Source organism: Pseudomonas sp. VMV1 (assembly GCF_056790235.1).
This window is the reverse complement of the sequence record NZ_JBXGSE010000004.1, coordinates 1-23661: the sequence shown is the minus strand read 5'-3', so window position 1 is coordinate 23661 and position 23661 is coordinate 1. Positions and strand designations below refer to the sequence as shown.

At 66.3% G+C, this 23661-nt stretch carries 19 protein-coding genes, 1 tRNA gene and 1 pseudogene; 9 read left to right on the top strand and 12 right to left on the bottom strand.

What is annotated here, in order from left to right:
• Positions 1-8 precede the first annotated feature (8 nt).
• Complete coding sequence (locus ACUCV0_RS14415; RefSeq protein WP_323150113.1) at positions 9-929, bottom strand: LysR family transcriptional regulator; 921 nt, start codon at positions 927-929, stop codon at positions 9-11.
• Between the two features lie 97 nt (positions 930-1026).
• Between ACUCV0_RS14415 and ACUCV0_RS14410 the strand changes: the two genes are divergently transcribed.
• From ACUCV0_RS14410 to ACUCV0_RS14395, 4 genes are all read left to right on the top strand, one after another.
• The gene (locus ACUCV0_RS14410; protein ID WP_482212989.1) at positions 1027-2250 is read left to right on the top strand and encodes an MFS transporter; all 1224 of its coding nucleotides are present in this window, start codon (positions 1027-1029) and stop codon (positions 2248-2250) included.
• Positions 2251-2412: 162 nt separating this feature from the next.
• The gene (locus ACUCV0_RS14405) at positions 2413-3135 is read left to right on the top strand and encodes a pirin family protein (RefSeq protein WP_313649399.1); all 723 of its coding nucleotides are present in this window, start codon (positions 2413-2415) and stop codon (positions 3133-3135) included.
• Positions 3136-3209: 74 nt separating this feature from the next.
• The gene (locus tag ACUCV0_RS14400; protein WP_482212988.1) at positions 3210-3800 is read left to right on the top strand and encodes a DedA family protein; all 591 of its coding nucleotides are present in this window, start codon (positions 3210-3212) and stop codon (positions 3798-3800) included.
• Between the two features lie 115 nt (positions 3801-3915).
• Entirely contained in the window at positions 3916-4356 is a 441-nt protein-coding gene (locus ACUCV0_RS14395; protein ID WP_082696270.1) for a helix-turn-helix domain-containing protein, read from the top strand.
• Between the two features lie 621 nt (positions 4357-4977).
• Here ACUCV0_RS14395 and ACUCV0_RS14390 read toward each other — a convergent pair.
• The 7 genes and pseudogenes from ACUCV0_RS14390 to ACUCV0_RS14360 form a co-directional block, all read right to left on the bottom strand.
• A pseudogene (locus ACUCV0_RS14390) lies at positions 4978-5670 on the bottom strand (winged helix-turn-helix domain-containing protein); the annotation flags it as partial.
• A 182-nt stretch (positions 5671-5852) separates the two neighbouring features.
• Entirely contained in the window at positions 5853-6806 is a 954-nt protein-coding gene (locus ACUCV0_RS14385; RefSeq protein WP_271653787.1) for a GlxA family transcriptional regulator, read from the bottom strand.
• 214 nt (positions 6807-7020) lie between these two features.
• Positions 7021-8139, bottom strand: a complete 1119-nt coding sequence (locus ACUCV0_RS14380; protein ID WP_434775692.1) for a metallophosphoesterase — start codon at positions 8137-8139, stop codon at positions 7021-7023.
• A 98-nt stretch (positions 8140-8237) separates the two neighbouring features.
• The gene (locus ACUCV0_RS14375) at positions 8238-9530 is read right to left on the bottom strand and encodes an NTP/NDP exchange transporter (RefSeq protein ID WP_482212987.1); all 1293 of its coding nucleotides are present in this window, start codon (positions 9528-9530) and stop codon (positions 8238-8240) included.
• The gene (locus tag ACUCV0_RS14370; RefSeq protein WP_482212986.1) at positions 9531-10448 is read right to left on the bottom strand and encodes an aldo/keto reductase; all 918 of its coding nucleotides are present in this window, start codon (positions 10446-10448) and stop codon (positions 9531-9533) included.
• Positions 10449-10743: 295 nt separating this feature from the next.
• Positions 10744-11820 carry a UV DNA damage repair endonuclease UvsE gene (gene uvsE, locus ACUCV0_RS14365; protein WP_059313414.1) on the bottom strand — a complete coding sequence of 359 codons (1077 nt, stop codon included), beginning with the start codon at positions 11818-11820 and terminating at the stop codon, positions 10744-10746.
• 301 nt (positions 11821-12121) lie between these two features.
• Positions 12122-13390: a DUF445 domain-containing protein gene (locus ACUCV0_RS14360; protein WP_482212985.1), complete on the bottom strand. Its 1269-nt coding sequence runs from the start codon at positions 13388-13390 to the stop codon at positions 12122-12124.
• A gap of 448 nt (positions 13391-13838) precedes the next feature.
• Here ACUCV0_RS14360 and ACUCV0_RS14355 point away from each other — a divergent pair.
• Positions 13839-13915, top strand: a tRNA-Met gene (locus tag ACUCV0_RS14355).
• Between the two features lie 262 nt (positions 13916-14177).
• Here the strand turns inward: ACUCV0_RS14355 and otsA are convergent.
• The gene (otsA, locus tag ACUCV0_RS14350) at positions 14178-15626 is read right to left on the bottom strand and encodes an alpha,alpha-trehalose-phosphate synthase (UDP-forming) (RefSeq protein WP_313649394.1); all 1449 of its coding nucleotides are present in this window, start codon (positions 15624-15626) and stop codon (positions 14178-14180) included.
• 1 nt (position 15627) lies between these two features.
• The gene (gene otsB, locus ACUCV0_RS14345) at positions 15628-16386 is read right to left on the bottom strand and encodes a trehalose-phosphatase (protein ID WP_059313411.1); all 759 of its coding nucleotides are present in this window, start codon (positions 16384-16386) and stop codon (positions 15628-15630) included.
• A 127-nt stretch (positions 16387-16513) separates the two neighbouring features.
• On the opposite strand from otsB, the gene ACUCV0_RS14340 reads away from it, so the two are divergent.
• Positions 16514-17047 carry a hypothetical protein gene (locus ACUCV0_RS14340; protein ID WP_271653771.1) on the top strand — a complete coding sequence of 178 codons (534 nt, stop codon included), beginning with the start codon at positions 16514-16516 and terminating at the stop codon, positions 17045-17047.
• Between the two features lie 13 nt (positions 17048-17060).
• Here the strand turns inward: ACUCV0_RS14340 and rimI are convergent, their stop codons facing one another.
• Positions 17061-17513 (bottom strand): ribosomal protein S18-alanine N-acetyltransferase, encoded by a 453-nt coding sequence (rimI, locus tag ACUCV0_RS14335; protein ID WP_313649392.1) that lies wholly within the window; start codon positions 17511-17513, stop codon positions 17061-17063.
• Positions 17513-18340, bottom strand: coding sequence for an energy transducer TonB (locus ACUCV0_RS14330; protein WP_482212984.1), 828 nt, complete (start codon positions 18338-18340; stop codon positions 17513-17515). Before ACUCV0_RS14330 ends, rimI begins: the two co-directional genes overlap by 1 nt.
• Before the next feature lie 161 nt (positions 18341-18501).
• Here ACUCV0_RS14330 and mksB point away from each other — a divergent pair, with 161 nt between their 5' ends.
• The 3 genes from mksB to mksF are packed head-to-tail and all read left to right on the top strand — an operon-like array spanning position 18502 to position 23226.
• Positions 18502-19764 carry an Mks condensin complex protein MksB gene (gene mksB / locus ACUCV0_RS14325; protein WP_482212983.1) on the top strand — a complete coding sequence of 421 codons (1263 nt, stop codon included), beginning with the start codon at positions 18502-18504 and terminating at the stop codon, positions 19762-19764.
• Complete coding sequence (gene mksE, locus ACUCV0_RS14320; RefSeq protein WP_059313406.1) at positions 19754-20428, top strand: Mks condensin complex protein MksE; 675 nt, start codon at positions 19754-19756, stop codon at positions 20426-20428. Before mksB ends, mksE begins: the two co-directional genes overlap by 11 nt.
• Positions 20425-23226, top strand: a complete 2802-nt coding sequence (mksF, locus tag ACUCV0_RS14315; protein ID WP_482212982.1) for an Mks condensin complex protein MksF — start codon at positions 20425-20427, stop codon at positions 23224-23226. The genes mksE and mksF overlap by 4 nt, the downstream gene beginning before the upstream one ends.
• Positions 23227-23661 lie beyond the last annotated feature (435 nt).

Sequence of the window (23661 nt, the reverse complement as noted above, 5' to 3'; positions counted from 1 at the left end):
CGTTGCGGTCAGGCGGGCGCTGTCACGTCCAGCATCTGCGCACAGGCTTCGCGCACCAAGTCGAGGAACAGCCGCAGCCGCGTTGGATAGACCCGGGCGTAGGGATAGATGAGATAGATTGGCAGGGGCGCGGCCTGCCATTCCGGCAGCAGGTGCACCAGGCGTCCCGCGGCGACGTCCTCGCGCACCATCCAGTGCGACAGCGCCGCGCAGCCCAGACCACGCACCGCGGCATGACGGGCGACGAAGAGACTCTCGGTGGCCAGCCGCGGGCGCAAGGGGATGAGCCGGCTTTCGCCGGAGGCGCGAAGCTGCAGGCGCAGTTCGGTCTGGTAGAACTGCGTCATGGCGATCCAGGGCAGCGCCGTCAGCGCTTCGGGTGCCGCAAGAGCTCCTGCCAGTTCCGGCGCTGCCACCAGGATGCGCTGGACGTCACCCAGGCGCACCGCCACCGTGTCCGGGTCCTCCACCACGCCCACCCGGATGGCGCAGTCGACGCCATCCGCGACGAAATTCGGCGCCCGGTCGCTGAGTACCCAGTCCACTTGCATGCCCGGATAGCGCCGTAGATAGGTCTCCAGCGGATCGAGCAACTGCTCCTGGCCGAAGGCATGGGGCATCACCACCCGCAGCCGCCCCTCGGGCTCGGCATGGGCACCGTGCAAGGCGGCGGCGAAGGCCTGCCAGTCACCGAGCAGTTGCTGGGCCTGGCGGTAGCAGCGCTGACCATCCTCGGTCAGGCGCAGGGCGTGAGTCGAGCGCTGCACCAGGCGCACCTGCAGTGCGGACTCCAGCGCCTGCAGGCGCCGGCTGACGGTGGGCTGGGTGGTGCCGAGCTGGCGTGCAGCCGCCGACAGGCTGCCGGCCTCGACGATGCGCACGAAGGTTTCCAGCAAGTCGAGCCGATCATGGGTAAAGGTGGTGTTCATACGGCCTACGTATACCCCCTGTACCCCGCGTTCGGCTACAAGCAGCGACCACTCTGGCGAAGAATGGGCTCATCGTCTTCCCACCCAGAGAATCGCCATGACCGACATTCCACTCTCGCATAGCCAGACCTCGCCTCACCGCGGCAGTCTGTCCCCGGCCCTGCTCGGCCTGCTGGCCACCGGCGCCGGCCTCAGCGTGGCCAACCTCTATTACAGCCAGCCCCTGCTGGGCACCCTGGCCAGTGCCCTGCCCGCGCCCGCTGCCGACGTGGGGCTGATCCCCACCCTCACCCAGCTCGGCTATGCCCTGGGGCTGCTGCTACTCGCGCCCTTGGGTGATCGCTTCGACCGCCGCCGCATCATCCTAGCCAAGCTGGCCGTGCTGTTGCTGGCGCTGCTCGGTGCCAGCCTGGCGCCCGGGCTGCATGGGCTGCTGCTGGCCAGCCTGGTCACCGGCCTGGCCGCCACCGTGGCCCAGGACCTAGTGCCCGCCGCCGCGACCCTGGCGCCGCCGGCCGAGCGAGGCCGTATCGTCGGCACGGTGATGACCGGCCTGCTGCTGGGCATCCTGCTGTCGCGGGTGGTGAGCGGCCTGGTGGGCGAGTGGCTAGGCTGGCGCGCGGTCTATCTGCTCGCCGCCCTGAGCATCGCCGCCATCGCCGTGGCGGTCTGGCGCGGCCTGCCCGCCTTCGCCGCCACCACCCGACTCAGCTATCCGGCCCTGCTCGGCTCCCTGGGCGCCCTCTGGCGCCGGCATGCCGCCCTGCGCCGGGCGACCCTGGCCCAAGGGCTGCTGTCCGTGGGCTTCAGCGCCTTCTGGTCGACCCTCGCCCTCTATCTGCACGCCGGGCCCTTCCAGCTGGGCAGCGCCGCCGCCGGCGCCTTCGGCCTGGCCGGTGCCGCCGGTGCCCTGGCCGCCCCCTGGGCCGGCCGCCTGGCGGATCGCCATGGCTCGGAATGGGTGACGCGCCTGGGCATCGGCCTGGCGGCCACGGCCTTTGCCAGCCTGCTCCTGCTGCCCTGGCTGCCGGGCGTGGCCGGTCTGGTGCTCCTGGCGCTGGCGACGGTGGTCTTCGACCTCGGCGTCCAGGCCACCCTGATCGCCCACCAGGCGCAGGTCTACGGCCTGGAACCCGAGGCGCGCAGTCGCCTCAACGCGGTGCTCTTTACCGGCATGTTCATTGGCATGGCCAGCGGCGCGGCGCTGGGCAGTCTGCTGCTGGCCCGCATGGGCTGGAATGGCGTCGCCGGCCTGGCGCTGGCGACTGCCCTGCTGGCCCTGGCGGTACGGCTCTGGCCTGCCCGTCCGCGCCTTGAGTAACGATCACGGTAAACAGCACGGCGCCCTTTGGCTGAAGGTATCGTCAACCAGAACAGGACGACCATTCTCCTCCCAGCTCGTTAATCAAACCGGGGCGCCACAGTAGGATGACTTCCATGGCGTCGGAACAGACCGCGCCCCACTCAGACAAGGAGCCTCATCATGCTGGCCATTCGTAAAGCTTCCGATCGCGGCGCCGCCAACCACGGCTGGCTCAAGTCCTTCCACACCTTCTCCTTCGCCAGCTACCGCAATCCGGCGGAGCAGGGCTTTTCCGACCTGCTGGTGATCAACGACGACACCGTGGCCGCGGGCCAGGGCTTCGGCGAGCACCCGCACCGTGACATGGAGATCTTCTCCTATGTGCTCGAAGGCGCCCTGGAGCATCAGGACAGCCTGGGAACTGGTTCGGTGATCCGCCCGGGCGACGTCCAGCTGATGAGCGCCGGCAGTGGCGTCAGCCACAGCGAGTTCAACCACTCCGAGCGCGAGAGTGTGCATTTCCTGCAGATCTGGATCGTGCCCAACGTGCGCCGCGCCGAACCGCGCTACCAGCAGCAGCACTTCAGCGCCGAGGCCAAGCGTGGTCGTCTGGCCCTGATCATCTCGCCGGACGGCGCCGAGGGCTCGCTGGAAGTGCGTCAGGACGCCCGGGTCTACGCCGGCCTGTTCGACGGCAGCGAAAGCGCCACGCTGCAACTGGCCCCCGAGCGCCATGCCTATGTGCACGTCGCCCGCGGCAGCCTGGAGCTGAATGGCGTCCTGCTGCAGGCCGGTGACGGCGCAAGGCTGCGCGGCGAGCGCGAGCTGCAGCTGGCCCACGGGACCGATGCCGAGGTGCTGGTGTTCGATCTGCGGCCCAACGAACTGCCGCAAATGCCCTGAGCCTGCCTGCGCCCGCGTAGCAGGCGCCAAGCCCGGAGGCCGCTCCCACGGCCTCCCCTTGTCGAGAACGCGCCATGAGCACCCAAGCCCTGACTTCCCTGGTGGCCGGTAACGCCACCCTCTGGCTGACGCTGAACGTCTTTGGCGAACAGCTGGGCCTGCCGGTACCGGCCTATCCGTCTTTACTGGTGATGGGCGCCGCGGCCGATGAAGCCGAGTTGCTCCTGGCGCTGCTGGCCAGCGTGGCGGTCACCGGCGTGGCCGATCTGCTCTGGTACTGGGCCGGTCGGCACCATGGCGCCTGGCTGCTGCGCCACCTGCCTGGCCACCATGTCCCTGCCGCCACCCGCCTGCCCGGCCTGCTGCTGGTCGCCAAGTTCGTCCCCGGCGCCGCGGCCCTCGCCACCCTGAGCGCGGGCGCCAGTGCCATGCCCTTGCGGCGTTTCCTGGCCTATGACCTGGGCGGCGCCACCCTGTGGATCGGCTCCGGCCTGGCCCTGGGGCGACTGTTCGAACAACACATCCTGGCCTTGCTCGCCGCACTCAAGGCCTATGGCCCGGCGCCCCTGCTGCTCGCCGGACTGCTCGGCCTCGCCCTGCTGGGCTGGCACCTGCTGGCTCGCCGGCACAGTCGACCAGGCCCGTCGCGACAGTATTGCGCCTAGACCGTTGCCGTTTTAACGCTAATTAACGATAGCCAACTCGCACGTCAGACAACTGCAGGGAATCATTCTCATCCAGGCCAGCGCGCCACGCGGCTGGTTTGATAGGGAGAGCGCCATGTCCATGACCGTCGATAGCACCCTGGCTCTATCCAGTACCCGACTGGTCGGTTTGGCCGCCTGGCAGGAACGGCTGGCCAAGGAAGTCTTGCTGCAGCATCTGGAGCGCGGCATCAGCGTCAGCCAGGTCGCGTCTGTCTGCGGTCTGTCGCGCAGTCACTTCACCCGCCAGTTCAAGCTCAGCGCCGGGCTCGCTCCGCTGGAGTGGTTGCGCCAGCAGCGCCTCCACCGCGCCCAGCAATTGCTCGCCAAGCGCGAATTACCCCTGGCGGCGATCGCCTTGGAATGCGGCTTCTTCGACCAGGCGCATCTGAGCCGGGTATTCACCCGTGCCGTCGGGATCCCGCCGCTGGCCTGGCAGCAGCAGGCCCTGGAGCGGCGGTTGCTGGCGGAACTGGCGCAGGTGCAGGCGCAGCATGGCCAGCAGGCGGTAGCCTAGGGTCGCCCCACTGCCTGCTACCAGGATCAGCGACTTGTCCACCAGTTGCCCCAGGAGAGGGATGAACAAGGCCTCCTCCAGCCCGCGCTGCGCCGCCAGCCGCAGGGCCTCTTGACGACTGAAATGCTCCCCGGCCTCGGCCAGGGTCGCCAGCACGCCGAACTCGGATTCGCTCAGGCTGTGCAGACTCCAGTCGAGCATGGCGCCGAGGCTGCGCTGGCGCTGCGCCGCAGTACGCCGCCCCGCTACGCTCAGGTAATAGCCGCCGTCGAGTTGTGCCAGTACTCCGTGCAGGCCCAGGGCCGCCACCTGCTCGGCCAGGATCTCCAACGCCAGGGGCACACCTTCGCTGCGACGACAGATCTCGCCCACCAGTTGCACGTCGGTCGGTCGCAGTTGCAACCCTGGCAGCCGCGCCCGGGCGCGCCGGACGAACAACCGAAAAGCCGGCTCGCGCATGGCGTCGCGCAGATGCCGCGAAGGTGAATTCGCGACCGGCAACGGTGCCAGACGCAACACGGCCTCCCCCTCCACGCGCAAGGCCTCGCGACTGGTGACCAGCACCCTGAGCTGTGGACAGCCTTGCAGCAGGTTCTCCACCAGCCAGGCCGCGGGTTCGACCAGCCGCTCGGCGTTGTCCAGCACCAGCAGCAGGCGCCGCGTGGCCAGGGCTTCCTGCAGCGCCGGCAGACCACTGCCACTGGCGAGTCCCAGGTCACTGGCGAGCCGCTCAACCAGCGCCATCATGTGGCCCAGGGCCGCGAGATCGAGACTCTGTACCCCATCGGGGAAGCCCTCCGCCAATGTAGGCAGCAGATGCTGGACCAGCAGCGACTTGCCGACACCGCCGGTGCCCACCACCGACACCAGGCGGCGTTGAGCGAGCAAGCGGCGTAGTTCGACCAGGCTGGTCTCGCGCCCCTCCAGGGGCGTCAGGGGCAGCGGCGTCTCGGCCAGCGGCGTGAGGTCTTCTTCGCTCAGGCGCTCTACCGCCAGGGCGAAACCGTAGCCACGATGCCGGGCGCTGAGGATGGGATCCTGGGTGCTATAGGGGCGCAGCACCCGGCGCAGGGTCGAGATGTGCACCCGCAGATTGATGTCCTCGACGACCGCGCCAGGCCAGACCCGGGCCATCAGGGTCTGCTTGCCGACCAGCTCGCCAGGTTGTTGCAGCAGCACCCGCAGGATATCCAGGGCCCGTCCGCCGAGGGGCAGCACACGCTCGCCATCCAGCAGCAGGCGCCGTCGTGTATCCAGGACCAGGCCGCAGAAGCGGAAGGCACTGGCGTCTTCCAGGGACTTGAGCTCTTGCATGACCGTGTCGCGCCACCTTGCCTCGGGGACTGCGGGGCACCAGGCTCCGCAGCCCCTCGACGGTATGCGCCTCTCCTTGCCGATAGGTACGACCATTCTGGCCGCTGCCCAGGCCAGTTGTATGACGATCTACGGCCATAAGCTGCCATCGATGGGCGTGATACCGCCATCGGTGGCCGATTTCAGCTGAACTGGTAGCGGTACTGAGCCGGCGTCAGCCCCAGATGGCCCTGGAAAGCGGCGCGCATGCACCTGTCGCTGGCGAAGCCACTGCGAAAGGCCACCGTTTTCAAAGGCAGGTCACTGGTCTCCAGCAATCCACGGGCGTGATCGATGCGCGCCCGCAGGACGAACTCCAGCGGCGTCATGCCGGTGTCGCGCTTGAACACCCGGGCGAAGTTGCGGGTGCCCATGGTCGCCAGCTCGGCGAGCCGGCTGATCGAATAGGCCTGGTCGATGTTCGCCACGATGTGGTGCTGCACCCGGGTGATGGCGGTGGCCGCCTCGGGCTCGTCGAACAGCGGACTGAACTGGGCCTGCTTGCCCTGCCGCTGGGTCACCACCACCAGCACCTTGGCCACCTCCCGGGCGATTGCCTTGCCGTGATCCTCGGCCACCAACGCCAGCGCCAGGTCGATGCCAGCGGTGACCCCAGCCGAGCTCAGCAGCGGACCATCGCTCAGGTAGATGTCGTCGGCGGTCACCTGGGCCCGAGGAAAGCGCCGCGCCAGGCGCTCACGATAATTCCAGTGCGTGGTCACCCGCCGGCCATCGAGCAGGCCGGCGCTGCCGAGCAGAAAGGTGCCGGTGCAGACAGCCCCGTAGCGCCTGCAGCGCTCGGGCACCTGGCGCAACCAGGTGGCGATGTCCGGGTGTGGTTCCAGGTAGGCTCCCGGGCCACCGGGCACCAGCAGCAGGTCATAGGCGGCGGGCGGCTGCTGGGTAGTGAGATCCGTGCGTATCGTCATGCCATTGGAACAGCGCAGGGTCCGCCGGCGCCCGGCAGCGATGGTCACAATGCGATAGTGGTCAGCCGCTGGCAGATAGCGATTGGCGATGGAAAACACCTCCACCGGCCCGGAGAAATCCAGCATGAGCACCTCGGGGACCAGCAAGAAAGCCACTGTCCTCGTCATGGCGATACATCCTTATCCGTGTTGCAGATTGTCCTTGGACGCTGGGGCGTCCGGGTGAATATGGAGTCAGGATAAGGATTCGACTCCAAGGGGCAAGCAGTGGCAAACAGCCATCCCTCGCCCTTCGGAGAACCGCCAGGCACCTCGGGCGGCAGTAAGGCGTCTAACCGGAGGTTCTTGCCAAGGCGGGCGCTGATTGCGGCCTGGTCTACCGCTACCCCCGCCGCAACCTGATCAGGGTGATCTCGCTCGGCGCGCCGAATCTCAGTGGCGGGCCCCAGTAGCCGGTGCCGCGGCTGATGTAGACGGTCAGCCGACCCAGGCGATGGATGCCGGCTACCCAGGGTTGCTGCAGACGCACGAAGTGCATCCAGGGCCAGAACTGGCCACCGTGGGTGTGGCCGGAGAGCTGCAGGTCGGCGCCGGCCGCCTCGGCCTTGGGCGCCGAGCGCGGCTGGTGGGCCAGCAGCAGACGGAACAGCCTTTCCGGGGCACCGGCGAAGGCGGTCGCTGCGTCGCTGCGGTGGCTAGGCACATAAAGCGGTGCCGAATAGTCGGTGATGCCGGCCAACACGAAGGGCGTGCCTTGGTGCTGCAGCACGCGGTGCTCGTCGATCAGCAGGGTCAGCCCCTGCTCGCGCCAGGCCCGAACCCAGGCCTCGGCACCGGAGTAGTACTCGTGGTTGCCGGTGATGGCGTAGGTGCCCAGGCGTGCCTTGAGCTGCTGCAGCGGCAGGAATTCCTGCCGCAACTCGGCCACGCTGCCGTCCACCAGATCGCCGGTGATGGCCACCAGGTCGGCGTCCAGGCCGTTGACCCGCTCGACGATGCGCTGCAGGTAGCCGGCCTTGATGGTCGGGCCGATGTGCAGGTCGCTGAGCTGGACGATGCGCAGTCCTTCCAGGCCAGCGGGGAGCGTCGGCAGGGCCAGCTCCACTTCCTTGACCTTGGCGGTGCGCCGGGCGTTGTAGACGCTACGCAACGCCACCAGCAGCACGAGGCCCAGCACCACCCAGGCGCTGCCGGCGCGCCAGGCGGCATCCAGCGGCTGGCCGATCAGGCTGGCAAAAGCCACCATCACACCGCGCAGCAGGCTGAACACCGCCAGGCTGGAGAACACGCCCATGGCGATCAGCGCCGCCCAGGCCAGCAGGCGCGAATTCATGTCCCGCGAGCGAAACCCCAGGGGCACCAGGACGAAGGACAGGATCAGCAAGGCCCACAACGGCAGCTGACCGGCAAGGCCGAGGCCGAGATCGCCGATCAGGCTGATGCCGATGAACAGGTGCAGGACGAAAAGGACCAGGTACATCATGGCGCGGGAGCGGAACATGGAAGGCTCAGCAGCGAAGAGAAGGTCTCACCTTAGCACCCCATCGACCACGCCCTGGAATTCCGGTTTGTATCCGGCCACAACGATTCAGCCAGCATTCAGCGCCGCTCCGCTTCACTCGCCTGGGCCGCCTGATCTGCGCGGTGGCCGAGGTAGAAGCCGAGCCCGGCCCAGAGCGCCGCGCAGCCAGCACCCACCAGAGCCGGCAGCCAGGCACCGTGGCCGAGCAGATCCAGCAGACTCTTGGCCCAGCCACTGGCGGCATCACCGGCGCGATAGACCACGGTATCGATGAAGTTCTTGGCCTTGTACTGGGTCTCGGCGTCCAGCGGCGCGAAGAGCATCTCGCGGCCCGGGCGGATGAAGGCGTATTCGCCGATGCGCCTGACGATCATCAGCCCTGCCAGCATGGCAAAGGTAGGTAGCAGCGCCAGCCCCAGGAATCCGATACACATCAGCAGCGGCACCCCGGCCAGTAGCACCCGCACCCCGAGGCGCTGGGCCAGGCGGCCGGTGATCAGCACCTGGCTGGCCAGGGCACCAACCTGGACCACGAAATCCAGCAGGCCGAACACCTGCACCTGTCGAGCGCGGTCGGGAAACAGCTCGGCCACCAGCCGTGCCTGCTCAAAGTAGAGAAAGGTGCTGACCGTGGCCAGCAGGATGACGAAGGCGCTCACCGCCAGCAGATAGGGCGATGCCAGGACCCGGGTCAGGCCACTGAAGGGATTGCCGGCCACCGGTCGCCGCGGACTCTCGGTCGGCAACGCACCCGGCCGTCCGGCGCCACGGGTCTCGCGCCAGCCCATCAGATAGGCCTTGAGCGTCAGGGCCAGGAGCAGCAGCGCGGCGGCCAGCAGTGCCAGCCCCGCCTGACCGACCCAGGGCACCAGGGCCGCGGCCAGCACGGGTCCAAGCAGCCCGCCGACGCTGGCCCCGGCGGCAATGAACGCGAACAGTCGTCGTGCCTGGGCGCCGTCGAAGACATCAGCCATCAGACTCCAGGCCACCGAGACCACGAAGAGGTTGTAGACCGAGATCCAGACATAGAAGGTGCGCGCCAGCCAGAGGTTGTCGCCCAGGCTGGCGAAGCAGGCGGCGAAGCCCAGCAGGTTGAGGGCGAAGAAGCCGTAGACCCAGTCGACGAAGCGGATCCGCGCCACCCGCGAGTTCAGCCAGGCGAACAGCGGCACGGCGAGCAGCATCACCAGGAAGGTGGCGGTGAACAGCCACTGCAGATTCTCCACCCCACCGGCGATGCCCATGGCCTCGCGGATCGGCCGCAGCATGAAGTAGCCGGCGAACAGGCAGAGGAACAATGCGAAGCCCGCCAGGGCAGCGGACGACTCGCCGGCGCGGGCGTCGAGGACGCGACCGAGCCAGTCCTTCATCTAGGCGAACAGCCCGGCGATGGCCTCACGCTGGCGCGCATCCGGCAGGCGACCACGGCCGGCCTGCAGGTTGTCGATCATGTAGCGCGGATTGCTGGTGGCCGGGATCACGGCCGTCACGGCGGGGTCGGCGAGGATGAACTTGAGCAGCAGCTGCGCCCAGCTGCTGGCACCCAGCTCAGTGGCCAGCGGCGGCAGCGGCTTGCCTCGGGTGCCGGAGAGCAGATTGCCGCGCTGGAAGGGTCGATTGATCAGCACGGCGATACCCTGGTCCCGGCAATAGGGCAGCAGGTGCTTTTCCGCTTCACGCTCCCCCACCGAATAGTTGAACTGTACGAAGTCGACCTTCTCCTTTTTTAGCGTGGCCAACAGATCGTCCAGCGCCGCTTCGCGATAGTGGGTGACGCCGACATAACGCACCTTGCCGGCCTGCTGCTGTTCGCGCAGCAGCGCCAACTGGGTGGCGGTGTCCTGCAGGTTGTGCACCTGGACCAGATCCAGGCGATCGGTCTGCAGTGCCTTGAAGCTGGCAGCCAACTGGGCAGCACCGCGTTGGCGACCGGTGGCCGACACCTTGGTGGCGAGAAAGACCTGCTCCCTGGCCTGGGCGCGCTTCACCAGCTCGCCGGCCACCCGCTCGGAATTGCCATAGCTGGGCGCAGTGTCGATCAGGCTGCCACCACCGTCGAGCAACGCCTTGAGCACCTCTTGCAAGGGCGCCAGGGCGGCGTCGCTCAGATCGACATCGAGATTGCCCGAGGTACCCAGGCCCACCACCGGCAGGGCCTCGCCGGTGCGAGGGATCTTGCGGGTCAGCAACGGCTCGGCGGCCTGGGCGCTATGCCACAGCCAGGGCGCAGCGGTCACGGCGGCAACCAGGGCGGTGGTGGTCTGCAGGAAATGGCGACGGGTCGGCATGGCGGGCCTCGCGACGGTCGGTTCAGAAGGATGACCCTTGAGTTAAGCGGGTCTTCCGGCCTATCGCCTGATGGGCTCATTGCGGCATGTTGCGAATGAAGCCCTGCCCGTAGGTTGGCGCTGAGTGCAGCGAAGCCCAACAGCGCCCAAGGTTAAACCTCTGCGTTGGGCTTCGACGATGGAGCCGTCTCAGCGCCAACCTACGTACTAGCTCCCGTAGCGTGGACAACGGCGCAGCCTTGTCCATTGGTGGCGTCAGTGCCTACCCGTGGAAAACGCTGCTCGGTTTTCCACGCTACGGGTTGGCGGCATCCTGGCCCGCAAGAATTCCATGATCCGCTGGCGGTAGGCTGCCGTTGCCGCCCAGGTAGCGATCGTAGAAATCCCGCACCGTGACGTTCTTGTGCTTGGCCTCGAACATGATGTCGAAGCGGTCGAGGAACTGGCAGGCATAGCGGTTGCACCAGTCGTTCCACATCATGTCGCTATGGGCATAGAGCACCCGCTTGCTGATCTGCTGCAGCAGGAACTTGATGTCGATCCGCTCGGTGGGCGAGACGCCCATTTCCATCAGGGCCTCCGGCGGCTGGGAGTAGTGCATGGCCGGACGCACCCCGCGCCAGCTGTCGAGGATACGCTCCACGCGCGGCTCCCAGGGGTCGATGTAGGCTTCCTCGTGGATCCAGCAGTGGTGGATGTCCAGCACTACCGGGGCGAGATCGGCCAGCTGCAGGCAGTCGTCGACACCGTAGGTCTTTTCATCGTTCTCGAAGGTGATGCAGTTGCGTGCCTCGGTGGAGAGACGCGGCCAGATCGCGCGGATGCCAGGCACGCCCAGGCGGCCGGCGATGTGCACGTTGCACTTGAAGTCCTGGAATTTCTGGCCGTAGCCCATCAGGCGGATCATGTCGGCGTGGTATTCGAACTCCTTCAGGCTGTTTTCCACGACCTCGGGGCGGTCCGAGCCGAGCACGCAGAATTGCCCCGGGTGCAGCGACAGTCGCACATCACGACGACGCGCCAGCTCGCCCAGGCGGCCAAAGCGGTCGGCCAGCAAGCCCTGCAGCTCTTGGGAGCGGTAGAAGTAGGCGAACTCAGGGTGGCTGTAGAAGGGCAGCAGATCGCTGCTCAGGCGCAGCATGCGCAGGTTTTCCGGCCGGTCGGCGACATGCTCGACGAATCTCAGCTGGGCATCCAGGTTGTGGGTGACCACGTCCAGCAACTTGGCCTCGGCCACGGCACGCTCGACGCTACCCAGCCAGCGCAGGGTGGTGGTGCGGGTGTTGAAGGTCCGCTCGATCTGCTCCAGTTCCTTGAGCGACAGACTGCGCTCGGGATGACGGTACATGCAGGCGAAGCCGATTCGATACATGGGGCGCTCGGGACAGTGACTATCAGGATTAGTCCGCGTGCCGCTGTCTGGGTGCGGGTGGGGTGATGGGTGGCGGGGATGACCTCATCAGATAACCGTAGCGTGGAAAACGGCGCAGCCTTTTCCACGTTGAAAGGCGGGGTTTGGGCACACCCTTTCCCCGGCTCACATCCAAGAGGAGAGGACGGGTACGGCAACGGAATTGAGCTATTGGCACTCGAAGCATCGCGGCCATGGGCCACTCCTACCAAGCGTGATTTTCTGTAGGAGCGGCCCATGGCCGCGATCAGGCTGGAAAACCCTACCCCGGCCCCAGCCAAACCGTCAGGGCATGCAGCACCAAGCCCACCAGGCCGCCCACCAGGGTGCCATTGATGCGGATGAACTGCAGGTCCTTGCCCACACTCTGCTCCAACTGCTGGACCAGCTCGCCGGTGTCCCAGGCCGCTACCCGGTCGGCGATGTAATCGCCGATGCGGCGCCGATTGCGGTCGATGAAGGGCGGCGCCACCGCCATCAGCTGCTCGTTGATCCAGCGGCGCATGGCCTCGTCGCGACTCAGGGTTTCACCCAGCTCGGCCAGCAGTCGGCCCAGGCGGCGGCGGATGCGCGAATCCGGGGCGGCAAGATCCGCCTGCAGCCAGTTCACCAGTTCATCCCACAGTTCTTGCAGATAGCCAGCCAGCGCCGGATGCGCAAGCAACCGATCGCGCAGCTGCTCGCCGCGCAAGCGGAAGGCCGGGTCCTGCTTGAGACGTTCGATGAAGCCGACCAGATAGCCATCGAAATGCCGGCGCAACTCGTGTTCGCGGTCATGGCTGATCTCGCCGATCAGGCGCGATACCGCCTGCACCACCTTGATCGCCGACCAGCGCCCGACCCGCTCGTCCAGCCCCAGGTACTTGAGGGTGCGCAGCTCGCCGCCGATGGTGCGGGCGATCAGCGCCTGGGTCTCCTCGTCCTGCAAGAGCCGGTCGATTTCCTGCAGCACCTCGTCGAGCACCGCCTGGTGACGGTTGTCGGCGGTCAGCATATCGAGCAGCTCGCCGGACAGCGCCGCCACATCCAGGCGCTGCAGCCGCTCCACCGCCATCCGCCGGATGAAGGCCTGCACCCGTACTTCGCGCAGGGCTTCCAGAGAATAGCGGGCGACACCGGTGGCCTGACTGGCCACGGCAGCAGCGTTATCCGGCTGGCGCAACCAACCCGCCAGGCGCGTGGCGGCGTCCAGCTCTTCCAGCTTGGCCAGCACCTGGGGCGTGGCGAGGAAATGCAGGCAGATGAAATCCGACAGCTTGCGCCCGACCCCGGCTTTGTTACGCGGAATGATGGCGGTATGGGGAATCGGCAGGCCCAGCGGATGGCGGAACAGCGCGGTCACCGCGAACCAGTCGGCGATGGCCCCGACCATGGCCGCCTCGGCGAAGGCGGCGGCGTAGCCCCAGGCCGGATGACTGGCCTCGAGGGCAGTGGCCAGGCAATAGAGCGCTGCCGCCAGGAACAGCAGTAGCAGCGCGATGAGCTTCATGCGCCGGACCGGGGTGAGGCCGTCGCCGGAGAGTTTGGTCATGGAGGCAGGGATATCCTCGCGAAGAAAGGTCCTTGCATCCTACCCCAGACTAGCGCCTGACCCAGCGCTCCTCCTGCGCCGATCCGCTGACCTGACTTGCGCCATTGGGATCCGCCCCCGTACACCTACGGCCTCACCTTGTGCGCATCAGACTTTGTTCTGAGGCTCACCACACCACCAGGCCATGAAGCATCCAAGGAGCCTCCCCTGGCATTCCTTTCCTTGCCAGCATAGCGCTACGACAGCGCCGTTGGTTCTTGTGTACCTGGTGAAGTGCAATAAGCCGACAGGGTAAGCGGCGTCAGCCATCAAGAGAGTCAGAATCTCTCCAACGCATATTGCGTCGTGGAAGTCATAGCGGTGCCAAGCAATTGATCGACAACCAAAAAATTCTCTCCCTGAAAGCTTGACAGTCACCGGCGGCTTGCCAATAATGCGCGCCTCGGATGGCTACGTAGCTCAGCTGGTTAGAGCATAGCATTCATAATGCTGGGGTCCGGGGTTCAAGTCCCTGCGTAGCCACCACCTATTTCCAAGGGTCAGCGTAAGCTGGCCCTTTTTTATTGCCCGGATTTTTCCGCTGCCCTGAAAAAGCCTGACCGCGAGCAGATCAAGGCACGCGGTTACAGGGCTGATGCCGCCCCTTCATCCCCTCTCCCTCTGGGAGAGGGCTAGGGTGAGGGCATCACCACTTCCCGCCCTCCATTCCAAGACTCAGCTCAAGACGGCTTTTTCGCCCCCATGAAAAAGCCCGACCTAAGCCGGGCTCAATCAAACCGCAAAAAGCTTACAGAGCGACCTTCTGCTTGCTCTCCGCCTCTTCGTCGGCGACATCCTGGGTATCGATGGACTGCACCAGCGCCTTGGAGCTGAAGGCTCGCAGGTCGCGCAGGAAGTTGTCGCGCCAGGAGGCCAGGTCCGCCTTGCGGATCACCCGCATCATGTCCTCGTAGCGCGACTTGCGCTCTTCCAGCGACATGCGCAGCGCCCGGTCCAACGCCTCGGCCATGCCGACGTGATCATAGGGGTTCACGATCAGCGCCGAATTGAGCTCCCGCGCCGCACCGGCAAAGCGCGACAGCACCAGCACACCGGGATTCTCCGGATCCTGGGCGGCTACGTACTCCTTGGCGACCAAGTTCATGCCGTCGCGCAACGGGGTCACCAGACCCACGTCGGACGAGCGGAACAGCCCCATCACCGTGCGCCGGTCATAGCTCTTGTTCAGGTAGCGGATCGGCGTCCAGTCCAGCTCGGAGAAGTGGCCATTGATATGGCCGGCATGGCTCTCCAACTGACGGCGAATGTTCTGGTAGGACACCACGTCCGCACGGGACGAAGGCGCGATCTGCACGAACTGCACGGCCCTGTGGTGCTCGGGGAAGTGCTCCAGCAGTTTTTCGAAGGCCTGAAAGCGCTCCACCAGGCCCTTGGAATAGTCGAGGCGGTCGACGCTAACGATGGTCTTGTAGGGCACGCCTTCGATGCTGCGCGAGATGAACTGCCGGCGCGTGCGATAGGACTCCGCCTGCTTCTGGATCACGTCCGGCATCACCCCGATGGGATAGACGCCGACGCGGAAGTTATGACCGTAGGCGGTCAGGCTGCCGTCCTTCTCCAGCACGCCACGCACCTCACGGGTGATGTAGTCCTGGAAGGCCAGCTGATCGGTGTCGGTCTGGAAGCCGATCAGGTCATAGAAGCACAGGGTCTTGAGCAATTCGTTGTGCGGCGGGATGGCGGTGAGGATCTCCGGCGCCGGAAAGGGAATGTGCAGGAAGAAGCCGATACGGTTGCGAATGCCCAGCATGCGGCAGGCTTCGGCGAAGGGGATCAGGTGGTAGTCGTGCACCCAGATGATGTCATCGGGCTTGAGCAAGGGTTTCAGGCGCTCGGCCATCGCCATGTTCACCCGCCGATAGCCGTCGTACTCTTCGCGGTTGTAGCGGGCGAGGTCGATCCGGTAGTGGAAGATCGGCCAGAGGGTGGCGTTGGAAAAGCCGCGGTAGTAGTGGTCGTAGTCGCGCTTGGTCAGACCGAAGGTCACATAGTCGATGTTGTCCTTGGTCTGGGTCTTGGCCGGCCCGTTTTCCTTGACCGTCTCGCCGTTCCAGCCGAACCAGATGCCACCCGACTTGCGCAGAGCATCCAGTACGCCCACCGCCAGACCACCCGCGGTCGCCTTGCCCTCCTCGATCGGGGCTACCCGATTCGATACCACCACTAAACGGCTCATCCTAATCTCCTTGCTTATAATGTGGCGCGAGGTCGCGGCTCAGCTGTTGCAGCCACAGGGCTACCGCTTCCACCGAAGGCAGGCGGGTCTTGGCGACCGTCTCCCCTTCCCCCACCTTGATGGTCAGACCGCCTCGCGCATTGACGACGTCGAACCCCTCTTCATCGGTGCGATCGTCACCGAGAAACACCGGCAGGCAGCCGGCAAAGGGTTCCAGTTCGAGAAAACGGGCAATGGCCTCGCCCTTGCTCGCCGCGGCGGGCTTGAGTTCGAAGACGCATTTGCCGGGTTGCAACTTGAATTCGGGATGATCGGCCGCGATGCCTTCGGCGAGCTCGCGCACCAGCGCTTCCTTTTCCGGCGCCTGACGATAATGCAGGGCAAAGGCCACGCTCTTGCGTTCGAGCAGCAGGTCCGGATGTTCGGCCAGGGCCGCTTCCAGACGGGCACCGACCTGCGCCAGCACCTCAGCGTCCAGGGTCACCCGATGGGTCTCGCCCTGGGGATCGCGCCACTCGGCGCCATGCACCCCCGCCGCGGCCAGCCGCAGCGGCGCCGTGAAGCCGTCGATCTCGGACAGCGGGCGCCCGGAAACCACGGCGACGCCATGGTGGCGCGCCAGCTGTTCGAGCGCGGCGAGGGTTTCGGCGGGAATGAAAACCTGTTCCGGACGTGGCTGCAATTCTGCCAGGGTGCCATCCAGATCGAAGAAGAAGGCCAGCGGCTGGCCCGATGAGGTAAGGCTGTCGAGGTCAATCATGGAAGGTACGACTGCCGGGTCACCGTATGGTTCGTTCACACCTTCTGGCGGCACCGAGGAATTCCCCTTGCCGGAGCGTAGTCCGATTCAGGGAGATGCTCTAGCAGCCCAGCCTTTGGAGACCACCATGAACAAGCCCGACATCACCAAGACCCCCGAAGAGATCGACGACATCCAGGACCGCATGGGCGACATGCGCGAACTCGACTTCAGCGATCGCAAGGACGAGCGCGGTGGTCGCATCGGCGACGAAATGGATGAACGCGATTACGCAGGGCAATTCCCCGAGGAACGCGTGCGCCAGGCCGGGATGACGGGTGGTGAGACCCTGGATCACCAGCCCACCATGGATGACGCCAGCCCGGAAACCCTGCTGGACGAAACCGGCGCCCGCTCGCCAAGCGACTATGGCGATGCCTGGCCCAATGACAAGGAGCTGAGCGTGGTCGAGGACAGCGACATCGGCGGTGGCTCAGGCCAGGACGAAGCCGAACTCGGTCGCAGCCATCCCCTGGACGGCGAGGCCTGGGACGGCGAAGCCGACGAGCCCAACGAAGCCGAAACCCAGAGAGACGCCCGCTACGCTGATCTGGACGCCAACGACGAAGACCTCGCGGGTGACACTAGCCTGGATCTGGACGAAAAACGCGCCGATCACTGAAACCGCTGACGGCCTAGTCGAGCAGCGTACAGGCCATTACCAGCGCATCTTCCCGGCCGCCGACCGCGGGATAATAGTCCCGCCGGCGGCCGATCTCGTTGAAACCATAGCGCTCATAAAGCCGGTAGGCCGACTGATTGCTGGCGCGTACCTCTAGAAAGCACTCGTTGGCCTTGGCCTTGCGCGCTTCCTGCAGCAGATGCTCCAGCAGACGCAGGCCTAGGCCGCGCCCCTGGCTTTCCGGCTTGATGGTGATGTTGAGCAGATGGGCTTCGTCGAGGATGACGTTGATCACCCCGTGCCCGACCTGCTGGTCGCCCGTCAGCATCACCCAGCAGTCGTAGGACTTGAGCGCATCCAGGAAGATGCCACGGGTCCAGGGATGGCTGAAGGCCTGATATTCGATCTTCAAGACCGTGTTCAGATCGGCTTCGGTCATCCGCCGAAAGCTCACCGCATCGTTCATTACTGTCCCATCCAGCGACGCCGCAGTGGGCGCATGGCTTGCCAGAGCGCGGCCTTGGCGGCCGGCTCCTCCATCAAAATGTCCAGCCCCGGTACCAGCCAGGCCGGTCCCAGGGCCGTGTCCTGCTCCACGCCGGTCAGCTGCATATCCTCGACACCGCTACAGCGCCGCGCCGCGCCGCCGATCAGCCAGAGACCCAGGCCTTCACCCAGCCGCTCCTGATGCCCCGAGACGAAGCTCTGCACGAATTCGCAGGCCGCCGCCGGCCCCTGGTCGAGTTGACCGCTGTTGAGCAGCGGCCAGCGAATGGGCTCCTCGCTGACGATCCGCGGTGTGTCCGGCAGACCGGCAGCGCGCAGCAGATCCTTGAGCAGCAGCGCGGCGGGATCGCGTGAACCCAGGGTATCGCCAGTCGGCAATTCGAGCAGCAACAGGCAGCGCCCCGCCTGCAACAGCTGCAGGGCGAAGCGAGGCGCCGGCTCGCGCGGTGGTGGAGGCGCGCGCTCCGGCTCCGCCTCGACCACCGTGGCCGCAGCCGGCTTTACTGCGCTGGGTCGCGGGATCTCGATGCGCGGACGATTCGCCGCCGGTGCCTCGGCTACTGCAGCGGCTGGCGCAGCCTTGGCCACCGGCTCCGGGCGTACCACCCGGGCGGCGACGGGCGCCTCCTCCGGTTCCTCGACCCACAGGGCTTCCGGCCGCGAAGGCGCCGCGAAGGGCAACACCGTACGCGGCACCCAGACATCCAGCTGCAACGCCTGCAGATAGGCGCGACGACGCACCTCGGCGGCAAGCGAGGGGCTGGCGGAAGTGGTGGGGTCGGACATGGGCGGATCCTTCGGACACGCGTGGGAATTATGCGGGGCGGCATTGTCGCCCGGATCGCCCTGGATCGAAAGGCCACCCTGCCCATCGGTCCCACCGCGGTCACACCGAAGGCTCTGGCGTCTGGAGTACAATGGCGCTTTTGTCTGGTGCGGTCCCCGCCATGATCGACCCCAAACGCGTCCTGCGTACCCTCGCCGAACACTGGCACCTCATCGACCCGCTGTGCGCCCACTTCGACAGCGGCACCCTGGGCCTCGCCGAGTTGCGTGCCCGGCTGGCCGAACAGCTGCCCGAACGCACGCCGGCCGACCTCACCGCCCTGCTCGACACCTGGATCCGCCTGGACATCCTGGTGCCGGTGGCCAAGAGTCCCAATCGCTTCGAGCTCAATGGCCAGATCCACGACTTCCTCGGCTATCTCAGGCGCGAACACCGGCTGGGCCTGTGCCTGGAGATCGAAGCCTACCTGCGCCACCTGGAACGCCTCGCCGGCCACATCCGCGAAGCCTTCGACAATCGCGACGGCCCCGACCTCGTCCGCCAGCTGCGTCTGCTCGACATGCGCGTGCGCGATGTCCTCAAGAAGCTGGCCAACGATGGTCATGCCCTGGAAGGTGTCGCCGAGCGCGCCAAGACCAGCGATCGCCAGATCCCCCTGCGCCAGCGCTATGCCGAGGTGCTGGCCACCTGGGATGAATACGTCGAGCCGATGATCCAGCTGGTGGCCGCCGATGGCGCCTTCGAACGCGGCGTGCATCGCGTCGAGCAGGTCCTCCTGCACCTACTGGGTGAACAGCAGCGCCTTGGCCACCTGATCGACGACGACCTGCTACTGCGCACCCAGGCGCGCATCCTGGAGATGCACAATGCCGCCCAGCTGGCCCTGAGACGCGCGCGCGAACTGCTCTTACCGCTGCGCGAAGAGGCACGCCGGCACAACGCCGTGACCCGCGGCGCCGCCCTGGCCCTGGCCACCATTCGCCGCAAGGGTCTCGACGCCGTGCCCCAGGCCTCCTTGCCGCTGTTCAGCCGGCCACAGAGCGTCTTCCTCGGCACCACCGCCCAGGTGGAAAGCTATGTCTACGCCCTGGCCCGCTTCGAGCCCAAGCCGGCGCGCTTCCCCAGCCAGACCAGTCGCCCGCGTGACAGCGAACGCCCGGCCGCGCCCCGTACCGCCCGCGAGATGCTCGATCTCTGCCAGGACGCCCTGCCGCTGCCCGACCTCATGGCCTGGCTGCTGGAACAGGAGCCGGCCGGCGACACCGACGAGCTGCTCTACTGGTTCTCGCGCCTGTCTCGGGATACGCGCTTCCAGCGCCAGCGGCTGGATCGGCGCCACTACGACACCCTCGAACACCGCGTCAGCCTGTGCTCCTACGCCCTGACCGCCCGATCTCTCGCGAGCGATGCCCATGCAACTTGATCTCAACGAAATGACCCAGCTCGCGCCCATCTTCCGCGAGCTGTTCAAGGGCTATCACCTGTCCCGCAGCGAGCCCGAGAGCTACGCCCAGCTCAGCCAGCTGCAGGACCAGTACCGCGCCCTGTTCCGCGCACTCGGCTTCGAACTGGTCTGCGATCCACGCGGCTTCTACTATTTCGTCCCCGAGCAAATGGGCGCCCAGGTCAACAAGACCGCCCAGCGCCTGGCACTGTTCACCTTCATCCTGGTCGAGCACCTGGCCGACCAGGGTCGCGACCCCTTGGCCGTGCTCGACGGCGGCACCCTGGGTCGGCACGAACTGCCGGCCCTGCTGGACAAGTACCGCGACCTCTTCCTGCAGGCCGAGGTCACCACCCAGGAAGAGCTGGAAGAAAAGATTCTGCGCCGCCTGACCCAGCTGGGCTTCGCCCTGGACAGCAACGGGACCTATCGCTTCCTGCCGCCCATGCACCGTTTCCTGGATGTCTGCCTGACCGTGCAGCAGGACCGCGACCTGGCCGCCGGCCTGCATGCCAGCGATCTGCCGCTGCCGGCTCCGACCCTTGCGGGCGACGAGGACAGCACCGAGGAGAGCGCCGACGAGGATGACGAAGAGGCCGCCCTGGCCCGCGCCATCGTCGCAGAACGGGAGTTCGACCTATGATCCGCTACGGCATCAGCCGCTTCGCCCTGCTCAACACCGCCGGCTACAGCCTCGGCCTCTTCCCGCTGGAACAGCCGCTGTCGGTCTATGGCGCCAACAACCTGGGCAAGAGCGCCTCGATCAACGCCCTGCAATTCCCCATCCTGGCGCGGCTCTCCGACATGAGCTTCGGCAAGTACAGCAACGAGCAGTCGCGCAAGTTCTACTTCGCCACCGACACCAGCTACATCCTCATCGAATTGCGCCTGGCCCATGGTCCCCACGTCATCGGCGTGGCCGGTCGCGGTCCGGGCGGAGGCTTCGGCCACCAGTTCTTCGCCTATGCCGGCGAGCTTGACCTGGCCCACTATCAACGTGACGGTGCCTGCCTGCGCCAGCGCGAGCTCTTCGCCAGCCTGGAGCGTGCCGGCCTCAAGGCCTACGAGGTCAAACCCGAGGAGTTGCGCCGCCTGCTGGTAGGCGGCCACACCAGCATTCCGCTGGACCTGACCCTGATCCCGTTGCGCTCCACCAGCGAACAGAGTCTCAAGACCTTCCGCGCCCTGTTCATCAACCTGCTGCACATGCGCGAGATCACCGCGGCCAAGCTCAAGCAGCTGTTTCTCGACGCCTTCGAGCACAGCCTGAGATCCGGCAGCGTCGACTACATCGCCGCCTGCGAGGAAGCCTTCCGCGACGTGCGCCGCATGGAGCAGGATTACCAGTCCCTGGTGGCCGCCGGCCCGCTGGTGGAAGCCCTGGCCAATGGCGTCGAACAGCGTGATCGCCTGAGGGGCAAGCTGCACCGTCTCTCGCCGCTGCTCGACAGCCTGCTCGGCACCTGGCAGCACTACGCGATCGACCGTCGCGACGAGCTGCTGGCCCAGACCGAGCACTACCGCCAGGAACAGGACGGCCTGCAGCAGAGCCAGCGCGACGGCACCAGTGAGCTGATGCGCCGCGAGCGCGAGATCAGCAGCCTGCAACGCTGGCTCGCCGACCTGGCCCAGCTCAAGCACCGCTTCGCCCTGGTGGACTCCACCGCGCCTCTGGAGGCTCAGCTGCTGGCGGCCAAGGACGCCCATGATGAGCTGGCCGGTGCCCTCTCCCAGGCGCGTCAGTTCAGTAGCGAAGACCTCGACCAGCGCGTCCGCGAACTGGAACAGCGCCTCAAGGGCATACGCCAGCAACTCGACCACGCCGACAACAACAGCTACGCCCGCCTGCGCGAGGAATTCAGCCAGGCCGACGTCGATCGCCTGATGCGGCTGTTCAATGGCCAGCTGTTCAGTCTGCCGCTGGGGGCCAAGGGCGTCGAATTGGCCGAAGACGGCAGCTGGGTAAAGACCTTCGAAGGCATCCTGGCGCGTTTCCAGGGCGATCGCCTCGAACTGCCGGGCCTGTCCCTCGACCTTTCGGGGATAGAGCCGCCCACCCTGCAGGCCCTGGCCGATCGTGCCGCTCTGCGCGACCAGAAGGATCGCCTGGAGCGCGAACTCAAGCAACTCAAGGCCCAGCAGGGCGTCAGCGTCGATCGCCAGGCCAGCAAGGCCCAGGCCGAAGCCCTCTACCAGCAGGTCCTGGATGCCCAGAAGGCCCTCGAAGACTTTCGCCGCTGCCAGACCCTCAGTGCCGAGGAAAATGAAAAGCTCGAACAGCTGGCTCAGCTGGAAGCCGCCCAGGACGAACTGAGACGCGCTGGTGACGCCTTCACCGAACGCGTCCAGCAACTCTCTGCCAAGCTGCAGCTGATCGGCCGGCAACTGGCCGATCTGGAAGCCAAGGACCGCACCCTCGCCGACGCCCTGCGCCGCCGGCAGCTGCTGCCCACCGACCTGCCCCAGGGCACGCCCTTCATGGAAGCGGTGGACGATTCCCTGGAGAACCTGTTGCCGTTGCTCAACGACTATCAGGACACCTGGCAGGCCCTGCAGCGCGCCGATACCCAGATCGAGGCGCTCTATGCCCAGGTGCGGCTCAAGGGCGTAGCCAAGTTCGACAACGAGGAAGACCCCGAGCGTCGCCTGCAGCTGCTGGTCAATGCCTATGCCCATCGCCAGGACGAAGCCCTGACCCTGGCCAAGGCCCGTCGCGCCGCCGTCACCGACATCGCCCGGACGCTGAGAAACATCCGCAGCGACTACGACAACCTGGAACACCAGCTGCAGCTGTTCAATCGCGAGATCAACCGCAAGCAGGTCTCCAACCTGGAGAGCTTCCGCATCGTCCTGGCGCCCAACAAAGAGGCGCTCAAGCACATCGACCAGATCATCCACAGCGCCGGTCAGTACGAGGAGGGCGAAACCCTCTCGGTGTTCGATCTCACCCAGGACAGCAGCCAGGACCAGAAGAACGAGGACGCCAAGGAATACCTGGCCCGCCTGGTAGCCGCCAACGGCAACCAGCTCGGCCTCAAGGACCTCTTCGAACTGGCCTTCGAGATCACCAAGCAGGGTGGTCAGCCGGTCCTGCATACCGACATCGACGGCGCCGCGTCCAATGGCACCACCATGACCATCAAGGCGCTGACCAACATGTATCTGCTGCTGCACCTGATGGACCGGGAGCAGGCCGCCAAGATCCGCTTGCCCTACTACCTGGACGAAGCCGCCGACATCGACGAACGCAACCAGCAGGCCCTGATCGAGACCAGCCAACAGTTGGGCTTCGTGCCCATCCTGGCCAGCGTCAAACCCCAGGTCAGCGCCCAAGTAGCCATCGACCTCGAAGGCGGCAGCGGCCCCGGCGGCATCTACATCGATGAAGCCGACTGGAAGTACATCGCCAAACGCGACCTGGCCCTGCCCGACCCCGCTTGAGCCCTTCCAGAACGCAAAAAGCCCGGCGTCTGCCGGGCTTTTTCTTGCTCTCGTAACGCTGTCGTAGGTTGGGCTGAGCCTAGCGAAGCCCAACATCGAGGTCTCACCTCGCCACTCTGCCTAGGCTTGCCTTCCAAAGCTCAGTGCGCCAGCGTTCGCCTGTTGGGCTTCGCTGCGCTTAGCGCCAACCTACGCCAGTCCTGCGCGCTTCAAACCCGACAGCCCGGCGTAGCCGGGCTGTCTGTGCTCTTGCAGGCCCCAAGCAGCACCTTGGCTGTCAGGTAGCCCTCAAGCGCCCAGCCGCACCGCTCCTGGTCCCCTCTCCCCCCGGGAGAGGGTTAGGGTGAGGGCAGCCTCAAGCTCATGGCTTACCGGCCTTCCAGCTTCCGCCTACAGGCCCCTCCGCCCAAGTCCCTTGGCACTCCCGCCAAAACT

Bases quoted from the DNA above. Each gene is read 5' to 3' on its own strand.
- ACUCV0_RS14415 (WP_323150113.1), bottom strand. From the start codon at position 929: ATGAACACCACCTTTACCCATGATCGGCTCGACTTGCTGGAAACCTTC.
- ACUCV0_RS14410 (WP_482212989.1), top strand. From the start codon at position 1,027: ATGACCGACATTCCACTCTCGCATAGCCAGACCTCGCCTCACCGCGGC.
- ACUCV0_RS14405 (WP_313649399.1), top strand. From the start codon at position 2,413: ATGCTGGCCATTCGTAAAGCTTCCGATCGCGGCGCCGCCAACCACGGC.
- ACUCV0_RS14400 (WP_482212988.1), top strand. From the start codon at position 3,210: ATGAGCACCCAAGCCCTGACTTCCCTGGTGGCCGGTAACGCCACCCTC.
- ACUCV0_RS14395 (WP_082696270.1), top strand. From the start codon at position 3,916: ATGTCCATGACCGTCGATAGCACCCTGGCTCTATCCAGTACCCGACTG.
- ACUCV0_RS14385 (WP_271653787.1), bottom strand. From the start codon at position 6,806: ATGACGAGGACAGTGGCTTTCTTGCTGGTCCCCGAGGTGCTCATGCTG.
- ACUCV0_RS14380 (WP_434775692.1), bottom strand. From the start codon at position 8,139: ATGTTCCGCTCCCGCGCCATGATGTACCTGGTCCTTTTCGTCCTGCAC.
- ACUCV0_RS14375 (WP_482212987.1), bottom strand. From the start codon at position 9,530: ATGAAGGACTGGCTCGGTCGCGTCCTCGACGCCCGCGCCGGCGAGTCG.
- ACUCV0_RS14370 (WP_482212986.1), bottom strand. From the start codon at position 10,448: ATGCCGACCCGTCGCCATTTCCTGCAGACCACCACCGCCCTGGTTGCC.
- uvsE (WP_059313414.1), bottom strand. From the start codon at position 11,820: ATGTATCGAATCGGCTTCGCCTGCATGTACCGTCATCCCGAGCGCAGT.
- ACUCV0_RS14360 (WP_482212985.1), bottom strand. From the start codon at position 13,390: ATGACCAAACTCTCCGGCGACGGCCTCACCCCGGTCCGGCGCATGAAG.
- otsA (WP_313649394.1), bottom strand. From the start codon at position 15,626: ATGAGCCGTTTAGTGGTGGTATCGAATCGGGTAGCCCCGATCGAGGAG.
- otsB (WP_059313411.1), bottom strand. From the start codon at position 16,386: ATGATTGACCTCGACAGCCTTACCTCATCGGGCCAGCCGCTGGCCTTC.
- ACUCV0_RS14340 (WP_271653771.1), top strand. From the start codon at position 16,514: ATGAACAAGCCCGACATCACCAAGACCCCCGAAGAGATCGACGACATC.
- rimI (WP_313649392.1), bottom strand. From the start codon at position 17,513: ATGAACGATGCGGTGAGCTTTCGGCGGATGACCGAAGCCGATCTGAAC.
- ACUCV0_RS14330 (WP_482212984.1), bottom strand. From the start codon at position 18,340: ATGTCCGACCCCACCACTTCCGCCAGCCCCTCGCTTGCCGCCGAGGTG.
- mksB (WP_482212983.1), top strand. From the start codon at position 18,502: ATGATCGACCCCAAACGCGTCCTGCGTACCCTCGCCGAACACTGGCAC.
- mksE (WP_059313406.1), top strand. From the start codon at position 19,754: ATGCAACTTGATCTCAACGAAATGACCCAGCTCGCGCCCATCTTCCGC.
- mksF (WP_482212982.1), top strand. From the start codon at position 20,425: ATGATCCGCTACGGCATCAGCCGCTTCGCCCTGCTCAACACCGCCGGC.